This is a genomic window from Amycolatopsis sp. NPDC006131 (genome assembly GCF_040614175.1).
Classification (GTDB): Bacteria; Actinomycetota; Actinomycetes; order Mycobacteriales; family Pseudonocardiaceae; genus Amycolatopsis_E; species Amycolatopsis_E tucumanensis.
This window is the reverse complement of sequence record NZ_JBEXTX010000067.1, coordinates 29,004-45,755: the sequence shown is the minus strand read 5'-3', so window position 1 is coordinate 45,755 and position 16,752 is coordinate 29,004. Positions and strand designations below refer to the sequence as shown.

Below are 16,752 nucleotides of genomic sequence, written 5' to 3'. Positions count from 1 at the left end.
GTCCCCCCACGAGGCGGTGACCCACGCCTGGACCCGCGCCGAGCCCCCGAAGGCCGCCGCGGAACCCCCCCACGCCGCCGCCCCTGGAACGACGACGCCTGAGCGGGCGGTCTGCCGGCTCTGGAACTCCGACGCCGGAGAGTGCGGTCTGCCTGCTGAGGCAGCGGGCCGGGCTCAAGACACGACCACTCGTGAAACCGGAGCGCGCGGGCTAAAGCAAGGAACCGGGCTACGGAGACGGCACCTGAAATCGGAGCGCGCGGCTGGCGGCTGCGGCAGCGCGCCGGGCTCCAGACCCGAGACCGCAATCGGCCGACTGACCCAGGGGGGCCGGGCTCCTGCGAAGCGCCAGATCACGGCGTGCTGACGTTGAGGCGACCGCGCCGGGCTCCGGTAGGACGAGCGCCTGGGCCGTGGAGCCAACGGACGTCGAGGCTGCAGCGGGGACAAGCGTGGGCTGCAGCGGGACTAGCGCGGACTTCAGCGGGATTGGCGTCGGGGCTGTGGAATCGGTGCCGCAGCGCTGTGAAGTCAGTACCGGAGCAACCGGTGCGCAGAGTTCGGCCAGACGCAGCGCGTCGAGCTGGGCAGGGACCTAGCCGCCTTCAACAACCTCGGCGGTTCAGGGTTGCGGGCGCAGGGCAAGAGGCAGTTCCAGGACAGGGCTTGTCCCGGAACCGACCAACCGCCGCCCGCCGAATCCGACCGGCACCACCGGCCGGCGTGGTCAGACGCTTCGTAGCTCTCGGGGGAGCGCGAAGGCGATCTTCTCGTTCGCGGTCGTCACTTCCTGCACTTCGCCCCAGCCGCGCTCGGACAGCCACGCCAGCAGGTCCATCACCAGCACGTCCGGTACCGACGCGCCGCTCGTCACGCCGACCGTCGTCACGCCTTCCAGCCACTTCTCGTCGACCTCGCGGGCGAAGTCGATCAGGTGCGCGCCCCTGGCGCCGGCCTGCTTCGCGACCTCCACCAGGCGCTGGGAGTTCGACGAGTTCTTCGACCCGACCACCAGCACGAGGTCGCACTCCGCCGCCATCGCCTTCACCGCGGTCTGGCGGTTGGACGTGGCATAGCAAATGTCGTCGCTGGGCGGGTCCGCCAGGTTCGGGAAGCGGCCCTTCAGCTGGTCGACACGCTCCATCGTCTCGTCGACGCTCAGCGTGGTCTGCGACAGCCACACGACCTTCGACGGGTCCCGCACCTCGACCTTCGCCGCGTCCTCGGCCGTGTCCACCAGCTGCACGTGCGTCGGCGCCTCGCCGGCGGTGCCCTCGACCTCCTCGTGGCCCTCGTGGCCGATCAGCAGGATGTCGTAGTCCTCACGCGCGAACCGGTTGACCTCCTTGTGCACCTTCGTCACCAGCGGGCACGTCGCGTCGATGGTGCGCAGGTTGCGCTCCTCCGCCTCCGCGCGCACGGCCGGTGACACCCCGTGCGCCGAGAACACGACGAGCTCGCCCTCGGGCACCTCCGACGTCTCCTCGACGAAGATGACCCCGCGCTCCCGCAGCGACTCGACCACGTGCCGGTTGTGCACGATCTCCTTGCGCACGTACACCGGGGGCCCGTACAGCTCCAGGGCCTTCTCCACGGCGACCACGGCGCGGTCGACGCCGGCGCAGTAGCCACGCGGCTTGGCCAGCAACACACGCTTGACGGGCTCGGAGACAGCAGTCATACGTCCAGGGTACGGGCCGCCCGGCAGGCGAACCCCGCCCCCACCGGGCACCCCTCGCCCGAATTGTGTGCATCCCGTCACGTCGCCACGCCGCGCCGGTTGGGCTGAACCGTCAAGGTGCGGCACGCTGTACCCATGAAGCCACTCCCGCTTCCCCTCCGCGTCGCGGCGGGCCTGGCCGTCACCGCCGCCGAACGCGCCCGCGACCTGCCGAAGACCCTGCTCGGCCTGCCCGTCACGGTGATCTCCGGCGTGCTCCAGTTCTCCATGCGGATGCAGCAGCACGTCACCGAGCTGGCCATCCGCGGCGACGACGCCCTCGCCTCGCTGCGCCCCGTCGAGGACGCCCCGAGCTGGGCCACCTTCGACGAGGACCTGCCCGCCGACCAGCCGACCGAACAGCCGCGCGCCGACCGCAACGGCCACCGCCCGGACGCGGTGCTCGCCGACGTCGGCGACAGCCCCTGGGAACAGGAGGAACGCGCGCTGGGCGAGGAGCACGTCGAGGGCGAGTTCGACAGCCCGGCCGCCACCGGCGAGGGTCCGCTCGGCCTGTCCAACTACGACGAGCTCACCCTGCCGCAGCTGCGCGCCCGCCTGCGCCGCTTCTCCCTCGAAGAGCTCGAAGAGCTGCTGGAGTACGAGCGCGCCCACGAGAACCGCGCGCAGTTCGTCGGCATGCTGGCCCGCCGCATCACCAACGTGCAGCGCGCCAACGCCACCGGGGACACCGAGGCGGAGTGAGCGCCGAACCCACCTCCGCGGAGAACCCGTGGCCGGTCCGCACCGTCGCGCGCAAGATCGCCGAGTGGATCAACCGGCTCGGCTCGGTCTGGGTCGAGGGCCAGGTCACGCAGATCAACGCCCGCCCCGGCACCCAGACCGCGTTCCTCACCCTGCGCGACCCGGCCGCCGACGTCTCCATGACCGTCACCTGCCCGACCGGCCTGCTGCGCGGCATCGAACCGCCGCTGCGGGACGGCGCCAGCGTCGTCGTCTACGCCAAACCGACGTTCTACCTGGGCCGCGGCACGATCTCGCTGCGCGCGACCGAGATCCGCGCGGTCGGCATCGGTGAGCTGCTCGCCCGCATCGAACGGCTGCGCCGCCTCCTCGCCGCCGAGGGCCTGTTCGCCAAGGAACGCAAGCGCCGCCTCCCGTTTCTGCCCAAGGGCATCGGCCTGATCACCGGCCGCGCGTCGGCCGCCGAACGGGACGTGCTGGTCAACGCGCACGCCCGGTGGCCGGCCGCGCCGTTCCAGGTGGTCAACACCGCCGTGCAGGGCGTGCAGGCGGTGCCGCAGATCGTCAAGGCGCTGAAGATGCTCGACGCCGACCCGTCCGTCGAGGTCATCGTCATCGCGCGGGGTGGCGGCAGCGTCGAGGACCTGCTGCCGTTCTCCGACGAGACCCTGTGCCGCGCGGTCGCCGCCGCGCGGACCCCGGTGGTCAGCGCGATCGGCCACGAACCGGACACGCCGCTGCTCGACCACGTCGCCGACGTGCGCTGCTCGACCCCGACCGACGCGGGCAAGCGCGTCGTGCCGGACGTCAAGGAGGAGACCGAGCGGGTCCGGCAGATGCGCGACCGGGCCCGCCGCGCGCTGCACGGCTGGGTGGACACCCAGTGCCGCCTGCTCGACCAGCTGCGCAGCCGCCCCGTGCTGGCCGATCCGCTCGGCCCGATCAACCGGCGCGCCGACGAGGTCGAGCTGCACCGGGAACGCGGCCGCCGCGCGGTGCTCAACCTGGTCTCGCACGAGCAGGCCGCCATCTCCGGCGCGCGCGGCAAGCTGACCGCGCTCGGACCGGCCGCGACCCTCGAACGCGGGTACGCGGTCGTGCAATACCGGGACGACGCAGGCAACCTCCAGGTACTCCGGCACATCTCTGAAGTAGCGGACGGAACTCCGCTGCGCGTGCGCGTCGTCGACGGAGCGGTGCACGCGGTCGCGAAATCCACCGAACCAGGGGAGTAGGAAGTGCTGCGTTCCGCTCGGGCGACGTTCCTCCCGCTCACCACGGACGCCGCGGCCCGGGCCGGGGCGCAGGCCGTTCTCGACCGGGCGGGCGCCGCCGAGGCCGCGGCAGGCGCCTGCTGGGCATCGCTGCTGGCCGGGTGCACCGTGCCGGGCCGCTGGGACCTGGACACGCGCCTGCGTCAGCTGTCGGAAGCGACCTCGGCCTTCGTGGGCGTGAAGTGGTGGTTCAACGAGGGCGCGCCGCACCGCAGGCGGGTCGCGCAGGCGCAGGGGTCGATCGAACTGGCGATCACCGAGGGTGACGGCCAGGAGTTCGCCACGGCCTTCGCCGGTTACGACCACGCGATGGCGAGCGCGGTAGTGTGCGCTCGTCGACCCGCGAGGAGCACAACCCGGTGACCGAAGAACTCGGCTATGAACAGGCCCGCGACCAGCTGATCGAGGTCGTCCGCGAGCTGGAGGCGGGCGGTTTGTCCCTGGAGCAGTCGCTGGCGCTGTGGGAGAAGGGCGAGCACCTCGCCAAGCTGTGCGAGCGTCACCTGGAAGGCGCGCGCGAGCGGATCGAGGACGCGCTCAAGTCCGTCGAGGACGAAACCAGCGACGAAGGGTGACATTCGCCATCACGACGCTGCCCTGCGAGCCCGCGCGAGTCTGAGAGAATCGTTACCCGCGCCAGCACGACCCTGGAGGGCAGCAATGACCAGCGGCACCCAGTCCCCGAGCTCGACCAGACGCAAAGAAGCGCCGGATCGCAACCTCGCGATGGAACTGGTGCGCGTCACCGAGGCAGCCGCCATGGCGGCGGGCCGCTGGGTCGGCAAGGGCGACAAGAACGCGGGCGACGGCGCGGCCGTCGACGCGATGCGCCAGCTCATCTCGACCGTGTCGATGCGCGGTGTGGTCGTCATCGGCGAGGGCGAGAAGGACGAAGCCCCGATGCTCTACAACGGCGAAGAGGTGGGCAACGGGGACGGCCCGGCCTGCGACGTCGCCGTGGACCCGATCGACGGCACGACCCTGATGTCCAAGGGCATGCCGAACGCGCTGGCGGTGCTCGCGGTCGCCGAGCGGGGCGCGATGTTCGACCCGTCGGCGGTCTTCTACATGGAGAAGCTGGCCGTCGGCCCCGAGGCCGCGGGCGTGGTGGACCTGTCCGCGCCGGTCGCGGAGAACATCCGCCGGGTCGCGAAGGCCAAGCACACCGAGGTCTCCGACGTGACGGTGTGCATCCTGGACCGCCCGCGGCACGAGCAGCTGGTCAAGGAGGTCCGCGAGGCGGGCGCCCGGATCCGGTTCATCTCCGACGGTGACGTGGCGGGCGCCATCGCCGCGGCCCGCCCGACCACCGGTGTCGACATGCTGTTCGGCATCGGCGGCACGCCGGAGGGCATCATCACCGCCTGCGCGATGAAGTGCCTCGGCGGCGAGCTGCAGGGCCGGTTGTGGCCGAAGGACGACGCCGAGCGCGAGAAGGCGATTGGCGCCGGGCACGACCTGGACCGCGTGCTCACCACCGACGACCTGGTGCGCGGCGACAACGTGTTCTTCTGCGCGACCGGCGTCACCGACGGCGACCTGCTGCGCGGCGTGCACTACCGCTCCGGCGGCGCGACGACCCAGTCGATCGTGATGCGCTCCAAGTCGGGCACGGTGCGGCTGATCGACGGCTACCACCGCCTGACCAAGCTCCGCGCGTACTCCTCCGTCGACTTCGACGGTGTCCTGACCGATGCCCCCGACGACGATGTGGTGCCACCGCTGCCGTGAAACGCCTCCTGCTGATCGCCGCCGCCTGCCTGCTCGCCGTCACCGGGGTGGTGCAGTCGGCGGCGGCCCGGCCGGACCTGGTCGGCGGCGTGTCCGCCGACCAGACCTACTCCTTCGTCGCGTCGCTGCAGACGACCGCGGGGAGACACTTCTGCGGTGCGTCCCTGATCTCGCCGCAGTGGCTGCTGACCGCGGCGCACTGCGTCCACGACCAGCCCGCGGGCACCTTCACCGCCCGGATCGGCAGCAACGACCGCACTCAGGGCGGTGAGGTCGCGAAGCCGGACCGGGTCATCACCCACCCGAACTACAACCCGAGCGGGGCGGGCGGGGACATCGCCCTGGTCCACCTGGCCGCCCCGGTGCAGGCCGCGCCGGTCGGGCTCGGCACGTCGGCCGCGGTGGGCACGTCGGTGCGGCTGCTGGGCTGGGGCCAGCTCTGCCCGACTCCGGGTTGCGGCGCCGCGCCGATCGACCTCCAGCAGCTGGACACGACGCTGGTCGACGCGGCCCGCTGCGCGGCCATCGATCCGGCGACCGAGCTGTGCACCGATTCGCCCGGTGGCACGGCCGGCGCCTGCTACGGCGATTCGGGCGGCCCGGAGCTGGTCCGGGCCGGTGACCGGTGGCTGCTGCTGGGCCTGACCAGCCGCTCCGGCAACAACGATCCGGCCTGCACGACCGCGCCGTCGATCTACACGTCGGCGCTGGCGTACACGCAGTGGATCACCGAGCAGACCGCGCCACCACCGCCCCCGGCACCCAGCCCAACGCCGACCCCGGCGCCCAGCCCCACGCCAACCCCGACTCCCACGCCGTCCCCCTCCCCCAGCCCGACGACGACCTCCACACCACCGCCACCCGCCTGACTCACAGGTTGCTGGAGTGCCCCGGGAACAGGTGCGCTTCCGGATCGAGGGTGACGGCGATGTTGTTGATCGCGGTTGCGGCTTCGCCGAACCCGGTGGCGATCAGCTTGACCTTGCCCGGGTAAGCGGCCACGTCACCGGCCGCGAAGACCCGTTCCACGCCGGTCGCCATGGTCGAGTCGACCCGGATGGCGCGCTGGTGGATGTCCAGCCCCCAGTTCTCGATGGGCCCGAGGTCGGCGGTGAACCCGAGCGCGGCCACCACCGCCTGCGCGGGCAGCACCACCGGCTCCTCGCCCTTGACCTGCACCTCGACCTCGGCGAGCGCGCCGTCCGGCCCCTCGCGCAGGGCGGTGACCTCGGCGTCGGTGATGATCCGCACCCCCAGTTCACGGGCCTGGTTGACGATCGACTCCGCGGCCCGGAACCTGGCGCGCCGGTGCACCAGCGTGACGCTCGACGCGAGCGGGTGCAGCGCCAGCACCCAGTCGAACGCCGAGTCGCCGCCGCCGACGACCACGACGTCCTGCCCCGCGTGCGCGTCCAGCGAGGGCACGAAGTGGACCATCCCCCGGCCGAGCCAGCCGTCCCCGGCAGGTAACGGCCGCGGCGTGAACTCGCCGATGCCCGCGGTGATCAGCACGGCCCTCGCGTGCGCGACCTCTCCGCCGTCCAGCACCACGTCCAGACCGTCGTCACCGCGGCGCAGCTCCTCGGCCTTGCGCCCGAGCAGGTAGGCCGGGTTCCACGGCGCGGCCTGTTCGACCAGCCCCTTGACCAGGTCGCGGCCGCGCACGGCGGGGAACCCGCCGACGTCGTAGATCAGCTTCTCCGGGTACATCGCGGTGACCTGCCCGCCGGCTTCCGGCAGCGAGTCGACGACCGCCGTCGACAACCCGCGGAACCCGGCGTAGTACGCGGCGAACAGGCCGGTCGGGCCCGCGCCGACGATCAGGACGTCCACTGACAGAGCCATGGGCCGCCGCCCTTCCGCCGTGATCCAAGTCACCACCGATCTAACCATTCCGGGTGCGCAAACACACGGAGCGAGCGCCCGGCGGAAGGGCCAGACTCGGGTTATGGCTGAACCTGAATACCGGATCGAACACGACACGATGGGCGAGGTGAAGGTGCCCGTCGACGCGCTGTACCGGGCGCAGACCCAGCGCGCCGTCGAGAACTTCCCGATCTCCGGCCGGGGCCTCGAGCGCGCCCAGATCCGCGCGCTCGGCCTGCTGAAAGCCGCGGCGGCGCGGGTCAACGCCCGGTTCGGCGTGCTGGAGGGCGACCTGGCGAACGCGATCGCGGCGGCGGCCGACGAGGTGGCCGAGGGCAGGCACGACGCGCACTTCCCCATCGACGTGTTCCAGACCGGGTCCGGGACCTCGTCGAACATGAACGCCAACGAGGTCATCGCGACCCTGGCGAGCCGCGCGCTGGGCAGCGACGTGCACCCGAACGACCACGTCAACGCCTCGCAGTCGTCGAACGACACGTTCCCGACGACGATCCACATCGCCGCCACCGAAGCGGTGCTGACCGACGTGATCCCGGCGTTGCAGCACCTCGCCGAGACCATCGAGGGCCGCGCCGCGGAGTGGCAGGACATCGTCAAGTCCGGCCGCACCCACCTGATGGACGCCGTGCCGATCACGCTGGGCCAGGAGGCTGGGGCGTGGGCGGCGCAGGTCCGGTTCGGCGTCGAGCGACTGGAGTCCGGGCTCGGCAGGCTGGGCGAGCTGCCCATCGGCGGCACCGCGGTCGGGTCCGGCCTGAACGCGCCGGAGGGCTTCGGCGCGGCGGTGGCCGAGGAGCTGGCGAAGGTGACCGGCCTGCCGCTGACCGAGGCACGCAACCACTTCGAGGCGCAGGCCAGCCAGGACAGCGTGGTCGAGACCTCCGGGCACCTGCGCACGGTCGCCGTGTCACTGGCCAAGATCGCCAACGACCTGCGCTGGCTCGGCTCCGGTCCGCGCACCGGCCTCGCCGAGCTGCAGCTGCCGGACCTGCAGCCGGGTTCGTCGATCATGCCGGGCAAGGTCAACCCGGTGATCCCGGAGGCGACGCTGCAGGTGGTCGCGCAGGTGATCGGCAACGATGCGGCGGTGGCCTACGCCGGTTCGCAGGGCAACTTCCAGCTCAACGTGAACCTGCCGGTGATCGCGCGCAACGTGCTGGAGTCGGCGCGCCTGCTGGCCGCGGTGTCCCGCCTGCTGGCCGACAAGGTGATCGTCGGGATCACCGTCAACGAGGAGCGAACCAAGGCCTACGCCGAGGGCTCGCCGTCGATCGTGACGCCGTTGAACAAGTACATCGGCTACGAAGAGGCGGCCGCGGTCGCGAAGCAGGCGCTCAAGGAGCTGAAGACGATCCGCGAGGTGGTCGTCGAGCGCGGCTACATCGAGCAGGGCAAGCTCACCGAGGCCCAGCTCGACGAGGCCCTCGACGTGCTCCGGATGGCGCGCGGCGGCAAGTGATCGGGTGGAGGCCACCCCGCCGCGGGTGGCCTCCACCAGGGATCAGCGCCGGCGCAGCGACTTGTCCGTGAGCGCGGGCGGCGTGTAGTCCGGGTCGACGGGGTTGAGGTCGACGCCCGGCGGGACGATCTCGTCGATCCGGTCCAGCACGTCGTCGTCGAGCACGAGGTCCGCGCCTGCCAGCAGGTCGGCGAGCTGCTCCGGCGTGCGCGGGCCGATGATCGCCGAGGTGACCGCCGGGTGCGACCGCACGAACGCGAGCGCCAGGTGCGTGAGCGGGCGGCCCAGGTCGGCGGCGACCTTCTTCAGCTCGTTGGTGGCCGCCAGCTTCGCCGCGTTCCCGGGCAGGGCCGGGTCGAACTTGTGGTTCTGCAACGCGACCCGTCCGGCCTGCAAGTCCACATCGGACGGTGTGGAGTACCGACCGGACAGCCAGCCCGCGGACAGCGGTCCCCAGGTCAGCACCCCCATCCCGTAGCGCTGCGCGGTCGGCAGGACGTGCGCCTCGATGCCCCGGTTGAGGATCGAGTACGGCGGCTGCTCGGTGCGGAACCGCACGTGCCCGCGCCGCTCCGCGACCCACTGCGCCTCGACGATCTGCTCGGGCGGGAAGACCGACGACCCGATTGCGCGCACCTTGCCCGCCCGCACGAAGTCCGACAGCGCCGACAGGGTCTCGTCGATGTCGGTGTTGGGGTCGGGGCGGTGCACCTGGTAGAGGTCGACGTGGTCGACGCCGAGCCGGCGCAGGCTGTCGTCCAGCGCCCGGGTCAGCCAGCGGCGGGAGCTGCTGCCGGGCCTGTTCAGGCCGTAGAAGTGCCCCTTGGTCGCGAGGACGACGTCGTCGCGGCGCCCCTTGAGCGCCTTGCCGACGATCACCTCGCTCTCGCCGTCGGAGTAGATGTCGGCGGTGTCGACGAAGTTGATGCCCGCGTCGAGCGCCGTGTGGATCATGCGGACCGACTCGTCGTGGTCGCGGTTGCCCCACGCGCCGAACATCATCGCGCCCAGCGTGTACTCGCTGACCTCGATACCGGTGCCGCCGAGAATCCGTCGTCGCATTTCGAGTTCCTCCTCTGGTGTGTGGTGTCCAAGTTCGCCGCGGACGAGGAGGGGGACCAGGCAACGCTTGACCTGGGTCTGGCAGTACCAGGCAACGGGTGCGCGGATCCGGATACTGGAGGCGTGGACGGAGCTGATTTCGGAGCGTTCCTCAAGGCCCGCCGCGCTGCGCTGGACCCGCGCGACGTGGGACTGCCGCAGGGGGTGACGCGGCGACGGGTCGCCGGGCTGCGCCGCGAGGAACTGGCGCAGCTGGCCGGGATCAGCGTCGACTACCTGACCCGCCTGGAGCAGGGCCGTGCGCGGAACGTGTCGGACGAGGTGCTGGATTCACTCGCCAGGGCGTTGCGCCTCAACCCGGACGAGTGCGCTTACCTGCACAACCTCGCGTCACCGCGCCTCAAGCGGACCGGGCGGTGCCCCGTGCAGCAGGTGCGGCCGGCGGTGCAGCAACTGCTCGACGCCATGTCGGTGCCCGCCTTCGTCTTCGGCCGCTACCTCGACGTGCTGGCGTGGAACCCGATGGGCGGCGCGATCGCGTTCGACTTCGGCTCGCTGCCGCCGCAGGAGCGCAACCTGCCGAAACTGTTCTTCCTCGGCGAGGACGAGGCACGCGCCCTGCACCCCGAGTTCGACCAGGTCTGCGAGGAGCTGGTGGCGAACCTGCGTGCCGAGGCCGGCCGGTGCCCCGGCGATCCGCGCCTGGCCCAGCTGATCGGCGAGCTGTCACTGGGCAGCGACCTGTTCCGCCACCTGTGGGCCGGGCACCACGTGCGGGAGAAGGCACACGGCCACAAGCGGATCCACAACCCGCTGGTCGGCGAGCTGCACCTGCGGTACGAAACGCTGCGCCTGCCGGACGAACCGGACCAGGCGATCGTCACCTACACCGCCGAACCAGGCTCGGAGTCCGAGCGCGCGCTGGGCCTGCTGGCCAGCTGGATCGCCACCGACGACATCGATCAGGCCACGTTGCGCCGCGCGGCGGGCGGCTGATACTTCCGGGACTGCGCCGACGGCTCGGCGAGGTCCCGGCCGGTCTCGCCGGTGCTGGTGCGGCTCGCCGGTTCGGCACCGGCCCGGTTGCCCGGCCACGGCCGCCGGCCGTCGCGGCGCGCCACCAGCACCGCGCAGAACAGGCCGAACAGCAGCGGCAGGTGGCTGGCCAGCCGTTCCCAGCCGACCCGGCCGGCGACCAGGTCCAGCACGGACAACCCGACGAGCACCGCGGCGAAGCTGAGCAGGACCGGCAGCTGGCTGCGTGCCTGCCGCGGCTTCGCGGCCGCCCACAGCAGGGCGATCGCGATGGCGAAGTTGAACGCCGCGGCCTCGTGTTCGAGGTGCGATCCCGGCTGAACGGCCATCCCGTCGGCCATCCGCTGGGGCACGAACAACAGCGACACCACGATGGACAACTGGGCGATCGCGGTGAGGACCAGCGCCAGCCGCGGCCAGTCGAGCCGCACCGGCCGGGCGGTCGCGGGCGCGTGGGCGAGCACTCGCGCCGACACGTCCGGCGACGCGGCGGCCGGCTCGAGGCGCACCAGGCGCGTCACCGCCGCCGCCTCGTCCTGCCAGGTCAGACAGGCCGCGCAGCGCGAGACGTGCTCGTCGAGCGCCACCGGATCCACCCCGGGGTCCTCGCCGTCGAGATTGGCGGAGATCGCCTCGCGCGCGGTTGCACAGTCCATATTTGCATTGTCGTCCGCGCGCACTGGATGGTTCCCCTCACCGCTCCGGATTCTGGGACCGGTTGGGATTTCACAGACCTGTGATGTTTCCTTGACGCCGGATGCCGCGGAGGCCATAAGGTCATCGGTCAGGGCCCGCACCGTCAGGCCGCACTGGGAGGAACGCGAACGTGGACGACGACGAGATCACCCGGGACGCCTTCCTGGCGGCGCGCGGCGATCGGGTGGCCGCCGAGCGCTTCGTGTCCGCCACCCAACGACAGCTGCACCGCCTGCTGACCTACCTGTCCAACCCCGGCGTCGCCGAGGACCTGGTGCAGGAGACCTACCTGCGCGCCTTCGCCGCCCTGCCGTCGTTCGCAGGCCGGTCGCCCGCCCGGATGTGGCTGCTGTCGATCGCCAAGCGCGTCGCCGCCGACCACCTGCGCGGCACCCGCCGCCGCCCGCAGACCAGCCAGGTCGACGACTGGGTGGCCACCGCGGAGCAGAGCGGCGCCCAGACGCCGGACCACGGCCGGCTCGTCGTGCTGCGCAAGCTGATCGCCGAGCTGGAGCCGGAGCGCCGCGAAGCGTTCGTGCTCACGCAGGTGATCGGGCTGTCCTACGCCGACGCGGCGGAGGTGTGCGACTGCGCGGTCGGCACCATCCGGTCCCGCGTGTTCCGGGCCCGCGAGGACCTGACCGCCGCGCTCAGCTCGAACGGGCGGGCGGCCTCACTCGGCTGAGCTCCACCGGTGCTCGACCCTGGCGAGCCGCCAGTACGCGATCGCGGCCGCCCACACCACCACGAACAACCCGACGACGATGTAGCCGACGCTGTCGAGGTCGATGTCCGCGATCCAGTCGATCAGCGCGCCCGACCAGCCCAGGTCGTCCCTGGCCACACCGACCAGCTCGATCGTGCCGATGACCAGCGCCACCGCGACGGACAGGCCGGTGATCGTGAGGTTGTAGTAGATCTTGCGGACCGGGTTGGCGAACGCCCAGTCGTAGGCGAAGTTCATGAACGTGCCGTCGAGCGTGTCGAACAGGCTCATGCCGGCGGCGAACAGCAGCGGCAGGCACAGGATCGCGTACCAGGGCAGGCCCGCCGCCGCGCCGGACCCGGCCAGTGCCAGGAGCAGCACCTCGGTCGCGGTGTCGAATCCGACGCCGAACAGCAGCCCGACCAGGTACATCTGGCCCGGGCGGCGGATCGAGCGGGTGAGCCTGCCGAGGAAGCGGTTGACGAACCCGCGCGAGTCGAGCCGCGCCTCCAGCTCGGCCTCGTCGAAGCGGCCGCGGCGCAGCTCGCGCCACACCTTCCAGATGCCGATCAACGCGACCAGGTTCAGGATGCCGATCAGGTACAGGAACCCGCCGGACGCTCCGGTGGAGATCACGCCGAGCACCTTGTGCGCGGACGAGCCGTCCTCGGTCCAGCTCAGGATGCCCTTCGCGCCGATCGCGACGAGCACCGCCAGCACGACGACCACGGTGGAGTGCCCCAGCGCGAACCAGAACCCGACCGAAACCGGGCGCTGGCCCTCGGCCATCAGCTTGCGGGTGGTGTTGTCGATCGCGGCGATGTGGTCGGCGTCGAACGCGTGCCGCATGCCGAGCGTGTACGCCGTCAGCCCCAGCCCGAAGCCGAACACCTGCGCGCCGACGGCGTAGTGCCCGGGCACCACGAGCAACGCGAGAATCCCGAACGCGACCGCGTGCAACACGACGATCGCCAGCAGCAACAGACCCGTGCGGTAGGTGTCCTGCCTGCGCCAGGACATGGTGGGTGAAGTCCCCATGGAGACCGCCTTCCAGCACCTCGTGGATGGTCCAACGTGCCGTGGCCGGTCTCCTGGCTTCGGATCGACATCCGCGGCCCGCCTTCCCGGACTCGCGTCCAGTGGCTGTCCCGGGCCGGGACTTCCCGTTCACAGTGGCGAGGGCCGCGCCGGTTTCACACCGGACTTCCCGAGCACCACGGCCCGCTCACGGTACGTTTCGGCCTCGCGGCGGGGCAAGAGCCATCCCGGTGACCGGCGCCCTACCGCCGGGACGCCGAGTTGTGCTGCGCCGCCGTCGCTTCGTCCACCAGCGACTTCGCGACGCGTTTGGCCGTGGCGACCGCCGTCGGCGCGACCTCCAGCGACGCCGCGACCGTCGCGCCCTCGACCAGGACGAGCAGCGCCTCCGCCAGCCGTGCCGGGTTCCGCGCGCCCGCGTCCGCAGCCAGATCCCGCAGGTAGCCCAGCAACCACTGCTTCGACGCCGCGATCACCTGCCGGCCGGGGTGGTCGGCCGACGGCAGTTCGGCGTGCGCGTTGACGAACGCGCAGCCGCGCGTGTTCTCGGTGTCGAGCCAGTCGGCGAGCGCGTCGAACACCCTGAGCAGCTTCTCGGCCGGAGTCGTCCGGGAGCCGGCGAAGGAGCGCACCCGCTCCCGCCACCGCTCGTCCCGGCGGCGCAGGTAGAGCGCGACCAGGTCGGCCTTGGAGCCGAACCGGTCGTACAGGGTCTTCTTGGTGACCCCGGCCTCGGCGGCGATCGTGTCCACACCGACCGCGTGGATCCCGTTGTCGTAGAACAGTTTCCCGGCGACCGTGAGGATCCGTTCGGCGGCCGGGGTCAGCGGCTTGTCCGTCTCCACGACTTGACAGTACACCGACCGGTATAGCTACCGTGGACTATACAGACCGGTATACCTGTGCGGGAGGGTGCATGCGGGGGAACGTCGTCGCCGGAAGCGGTTTCGTCCTGTTCTGGAGCTCCGGGTTCGTCGGCGCGACGCTGGGCGCCAGGTCCGGCGGCGCGGTGTCCCTCCTGGCCTGGCGGTTCCTGGCCGCGGGGCTGCTGCTCGGCGTGTGGTGGGTGGTCCGGCGGCGCTCGATGCGGCCGCGCGACGCCGCGATCCAGGCCGGTCTCGGTGCGCTCTCCCAGGGCGCGTACCTGTACTGCGTCTACGCGGCGGCCGACCTCGGCGTGGCCGTCGGGACGTCCGCGCTGATCGCGGCGCTGCAGCCGATCGTCGCGGTGGTGCTGAGCCAGTTCGTGCTGGGCGAGCGCGCGGGCGCGCTGCGGTGGGCCGGGCTGGTCGGCGGGCTGGCCGGGGTGGCGCTGGTGGTCGGCGACAACCTGTCCGGCCGCCCCGGCACCCCGCCGCTGGCCTACGCGCTGCCGTTCCTGGCGATGCTCGCACTGGTCGCGGCCACGCTCATCGAACGCAAGACGGCCTCCGCCGTGCCGCTCTGGGACGGGCTGGTGGTGCAGTGCGTGACCAGCGCGGTGCTGTTCACCGGCATCGCGGCGGCCACCGGGCAGCTGGTCGCGCCGGCGGATCCGGACTTCTGGGTCGCGGTCGGGTGGGTCGTCGTGTTTTCCACGTTCGGGGGATATGGCTGCTACTGGCTGGTCCTTCGTCGTAGCTCGGTGACGACCGTGTCCGGCCTGCTGTACCTCACACCGCCTACCACGATGATCCTCGCCTGGCTCATGTTCGACGACACGATCACGCTGCGTGGCCTGCTCGGGCTGGTCGTCTGTCTCGGCGCGGTCGCGCTGGTCCTGCGTCCCCGGAAATTGTCGGTGGGGCGGGAGATGATGTCCGCATGTTGCTCGCCGACGTCGTCACAGCCTCCGCCTCGCTAGCGGCCACCCGCTCGCGCAAGGCGAAGATCGCGACGCTGGCGGACCTGCTCAACCGCGCGGACGAGCGGGAGCTGCCCGCCGTGGTCGCCTTCCTGACCGGACGGCCCACCCAGGGCCGGATCGGGACGGGGTGGCGCACGCTGGCCGAGCTGGGCGCGCGCCCGGCTGACGAACCGAACCTGACCGTGGCCGGGGTCGACGAGGTCCTCGGCGAAGTGGGAGCCGCTTCGGGCAGCGGGTCGGCCAGGCGCCGGGCCGGCCTGCTGACGGAGTTGTTCTCCCGCGCCACCGAAGCCGAACAGCAGTTCCTCTTCCGCCTGCTCACCGGTGAGCTGCGGCAGGGGGCGCTGGAGGGCGTGATGCTCGACGCGATCGCGGCGGCGGCGGACGTGCCCGCCGAAGCGGTCCGGCGCGCGTTCATGCTGTCCGGGCAGCTGCCGGTCACCGCCGCGGCCGCGGTCACCGGTGGCGAGGCCGCGCTCGGCGGCTTCGGGCTGGAGCTGGGGCGTCCGCTGCGGCCGATGCTGGCGTCCCCGGCCGAATCGCTCGACGAGGCGGTGCGCGAGCACCCGTCCGCCATTGTCGAGTACAAAATGGACGGAGCGCGGATACAGGTGCACCGCGACGGCGACGAGGTGCACGTCTACACGAGAACGCTGCGCGAGATCACCCAGCACGTGGGCGAGCTGGTGTCCCTGGTGCGCGCACTGCCGTGCCGGTCGGTGGTGCTCGACGGGGAGACGCTCGCGCTGACCGACGACGGCAGGCCACGGCCGTTCCAGGAGACGATGAGCCGGTTCGGCAGCACGCGCGAGGAGCAGGTGCGTGCGTTGCTGCTGCAGCCGTACTTCTTCGACTGCCTGCACCTGGACGGCACGGACCTGCTCGACAAACCGTTGCGGGAGCGCAACGAGGCGCTGCGCCGGGTGGCCGGCGAGCACCTCATCCCGGGGCGGACGGAACCGTCCGATCCGGACGCGATCCTCGCGGCCGCCCTCGACGCCGGGCACGAGGGCGTGATGGTGAAAGCGCTCGACTCGCCGTACGCGGCGGGGCGGCGGGGCCGGGCGTGGCTGAAGGTGAAGCCGGTGCACACGCTCGACCTCGTCGTCCTCGCCGCGGAGTGGGGCCACGGCCGCCGCACCGGGTACCTGTCGAACCTGCACCTCGGCGCACGCGACCCGGACGGCGGCCCGCCGATCATGGTGGGCAAGACGTTCAAGGGCCTCACCGACGAGCTCCTGGCGTGGCAGACCAGGACGTTCCAGGAGATCGAGACCCACAGGGACAAGTGGACCGTGCACGTCCGGCCGGAGCTGGTGGTCGAGATCGAACTGGACGGCGCTCAGGTCAGCACGCGCTACCCGGGCGGTGTCGCACTGCGTTTCGCCCGCGTGGTGCGCTACCGCCCCGACAAGGACCCAGCCGAGGCGGACACCATCGACGCCGTCCGCGCGACGCTCCGGGGGTGATGCTCGAAGAGACGCTGGGCCGCCTCGCCAAGAGCCGAAAACCGCGCTGCCGCAACACCCCCTGCCCGACACCCGGGCCGGACCACCACCGCCCGACGGCGACCTTCCTGCGCGCAACGAGCCG

Annotated in this window: 17 protein-coding genes and 1 riboswitch; of the genes, 11 read left to right on the top strand and 6 right to left on the bottom strand. The window is 71.8% G+C overall.

The window, feature by feature from the left end:
- Positions 1-727 precede the first annotated feature (727 nt).
- The gene (locus ABZ215_RS28680) at positions 728-1,681 is read right to left on the bottom strand and encodes a 4-hydroxy-3-methylbut-2-enyl diphosphate reductase (protein WP_354952990.1); all 954 of its coding nucleotides are present in this window, start codon (positions 1,679-1,681) and stop codon (positions 728-730) included.
- Between the two features lie 135 nt (positions 1,682-1,816).
- Between ABZ215_RS28680 and ABZ215_RS28675 the strand changes: the two genes are divergently transcribed.
- The 6 genes from ABZ215_RS28675 (at position 1,817) to ABZ215_RS28650 (ending at position 6,299) form a co-directional block, all read left to right on the top strand.
- Positions 1,817-2,425: a lipid droplet-associated protein gene (locus ABZ215_RS28675; protein ID WP_354952988.1), complete on the top strand. Its 609-nt coding sequence runs from the start codon at positions 1,817-1,819 to the stop codon at positions 2,423-2,425.
- The gene (gene xseA, locus ABZ215_RS28670) at positions 2,422-3,660 is read left to right on the top strand and encodes an exodeoxyribonuclease VII large subunit (protein ID WP_237336078.1); all 1,239 of its coding nucleotides are present in this window, start codon (positions 2,422-2,424) and stop codon (positions 3,658-3,660) included. The genes ABZ215_RS28675 and xseA overlap by 4 nt, the downstream gene beginning before the upstream one ends.
- 3 nt (positions 3,661-3,663) lie before the next feature.
- Entirely contained in the window at positions 3,664-4,062 is a 399-nt protein-coding gene (locus ABZ215_RS28665; protein ID WP_354952986.1) for a hypothetical protein, read from the top strand.
- Positions 4,059-4,274 (top strand): exodeoxyribonuclease VII small subunit, encoded by a 216-nt coding sequence (locus ABZ215_RS28660; RefSeq protein WP_020421454.1) that lies wholly within the window; start codon positions 4,059-4,061, stop codon positions 4,272-4,274. The genes ABZ215_RS28665 and ABZ215_RS28660 overlap by 4 nt, the downstream gene beginning before the upstream one ends.
- Before the next feature lie 85 nt (positions 4,275-4,359).
- Positions 4,360-5,430, top strand: coding sequence for a class II fructose-bisphosphatase (gene glpX, locus ABZ215_RS28655; protein ID WP_027934110.1), 1,071 nt, complete (start codon positions 4,360-4,362; stop codon positions 5,428-5,430).
- Complete coding sequence (locus ABZ215_RS28650) at positions 5,427-6,299, top strand: serine protease (protein ID WP_354952984.1); 873 nt, start codon at positions 5,427-5,429, stop codon at positions 6,297-6,299. The genes glpX and ABZ215_RS28650 overlap by 4 nt, the downstream gene beginning before the upstream one ends.
- A gap of 1 nt (position 6,300) precedes the next feature.
- Here ABZ215_RS28650 and ABZ215_RS28645 read toward each other — a convergent pair whose 3' ends face one another.
- Positions 6,301-7,275, bottom strand: coding sequence for an NAD(P)/FAD-dependent oxidoreductase (locus tag ABZ215_RS28645; RefSeq protein ID WP_354952982.1), 975 nt, complete (start codon positions 7,273-7,275; stop codon positions 6,301-6,303).
- 103 nt (positions 7,276-7,378) lie between these two features.
- On the opposite strand from ABZ215_RS28645, the gene ABZ215_RS28640 reads away from it, so the two are divergent.
- A complete protein-coding gene (locus ABZ215_RS28640; protein ID WP_354952980.1) occupies positions 7,379-8,776 on the top strand; it encodes a class II fumarate hydratase in 1,398 nt (465 codons plus the stop codon).
- Between the two features lie 42 nt (positions 8,777-8,818).
- Here the strand turns inward: ABZ215_RS28640 and ABZ215_RS28635 are convergent, their stop codons facing one another.
- Positions 8,819-9,838, bottom strand: coding sequence for an aldo/keto reductase (locus tag ABZ215_RS28635; protein ID WP_354952978.1), 1,020 nt, complete (start codon positions 9,836-9,838; stop codon positions 8,819-8,821).
- Between the two features lie 123 nt (positions 9,839-9,961).
- On the opposite strand from ABZ215_RS28635, the gene ABZ215_RS28630 reads away from it, so the two are divergent.
- Positions 9,962-10,834, top strand: coding sequence for a helix-turn-helix transcriptional regulator (locus tag ABZ215_RS28630; protein WP_237336083.1), 873 nt, complete (start codon positions 9,962-9,964; stop codon positions 10,832-10,834).
- Here ABZ215_RS28630 and ABZ215_RS28625 read toward each other — a convergent pair.
- Positions 10,801-11,529 carry a zf-HC2 domain-containing protein gene (locus ABZ215_RS28625; protein WP_020421461.1) on the bottom strand — a complete coding sequence of 243 codons (729 nt, stop codon included), beginning with the start codon at positions 11,527-11,529 and terminating at the stop codon, positions 10,801-10,803. The genes ABZ215_RS28630 and ABZ215_RS28625 overlap by 34 nt on opposite strands.
- 170 nt (positions 11,530-11,699) lie before the next feature.
- Between ABZ215_RS28625 and ABZ215_RS28620 the strand changes: the two genes are divergently transcribed.
- On the top strand, positions 11,700-12,254 hold the full coding sequence (locus ABZ215_RS28620; RefSeq protein WP_020421462.1) for a sigma-70 family RNA polymerase sigma factor: 555 nt from the start codon (positions 11,700-11,702) through the stop codon (positions 12,252-12,254).
- On the opposite strand, the gene ABZ215_RS28615 is transcribed toward ABZ215_RS28620, so the two are convergent.
- Together ABZ215_RS28615 and ABZ215_RS28610 are read right to left on the bottom strand one after the other, a co-directional pair.
- Entirely contained in the window at positions 12,243-13,295 is a 1,053-nt protein-coding gene (locus ABZ215_RS28615; protein WP_020421463.1) for a HoxN/HupN/NixA family nickel/cobalt transporter, read from the bottom strand. The genes ABZ215_RS28620 and ABZ215_RS28615 overlap by 12 nt on opposite strands.
- 43 nt (positions 13,296-13,338) lie before the next feature.
- A riboswitch (cobalamin riboswitch) is annotated at positions 13,339-13,509 on the bottom strand.
- Between the two features lie 46 nt (positions 13,510-13,555).
- Positions 13,556-14,158, bottom strand: a complete 603-nt coding sequence (locus tag ABZ215_RS28610; protein ID WP_354952976.1) for a TetR family transcriptional regulator — start codon at positions 14,156-14,158, stop codon at positions 13,556-13,558.
- 71 nt (positions 14,159-14,229) lie between these two features.
- On the opposite strand from ABZ215_RS28610, the gene ABZ215_RS28605 reads away from it, so the two are divergent.
- Positions 14,230-15,156: a DMT family transporter gene (locus tag ABZ215_RS28605; protein ID WP_354952974.1), complete on the top strand. Its 927-nt coding sequence runs from the start codon at positions 14,230-14,232 to the stop codon at positions 15,154-15,156.
- Positions 15,117-16,628, top strand: coding sequence for an ATP-dependent DNA ligase (locus ABZ215_RS28600; RefSeq protein ID WP_237336085.1), 1,512 nt, complete (start codon positions 15,117-15,119; stop codon positions 16,626-16,628). The genes ABZ215_RS28605 and ABZ215_RS28600 overlap by 40 nt, the downstream gene beginning before the upstream one ends.
- The last annotated feature ends 124 nt before the right edge of the window (positions 16,629-16,752 follow it).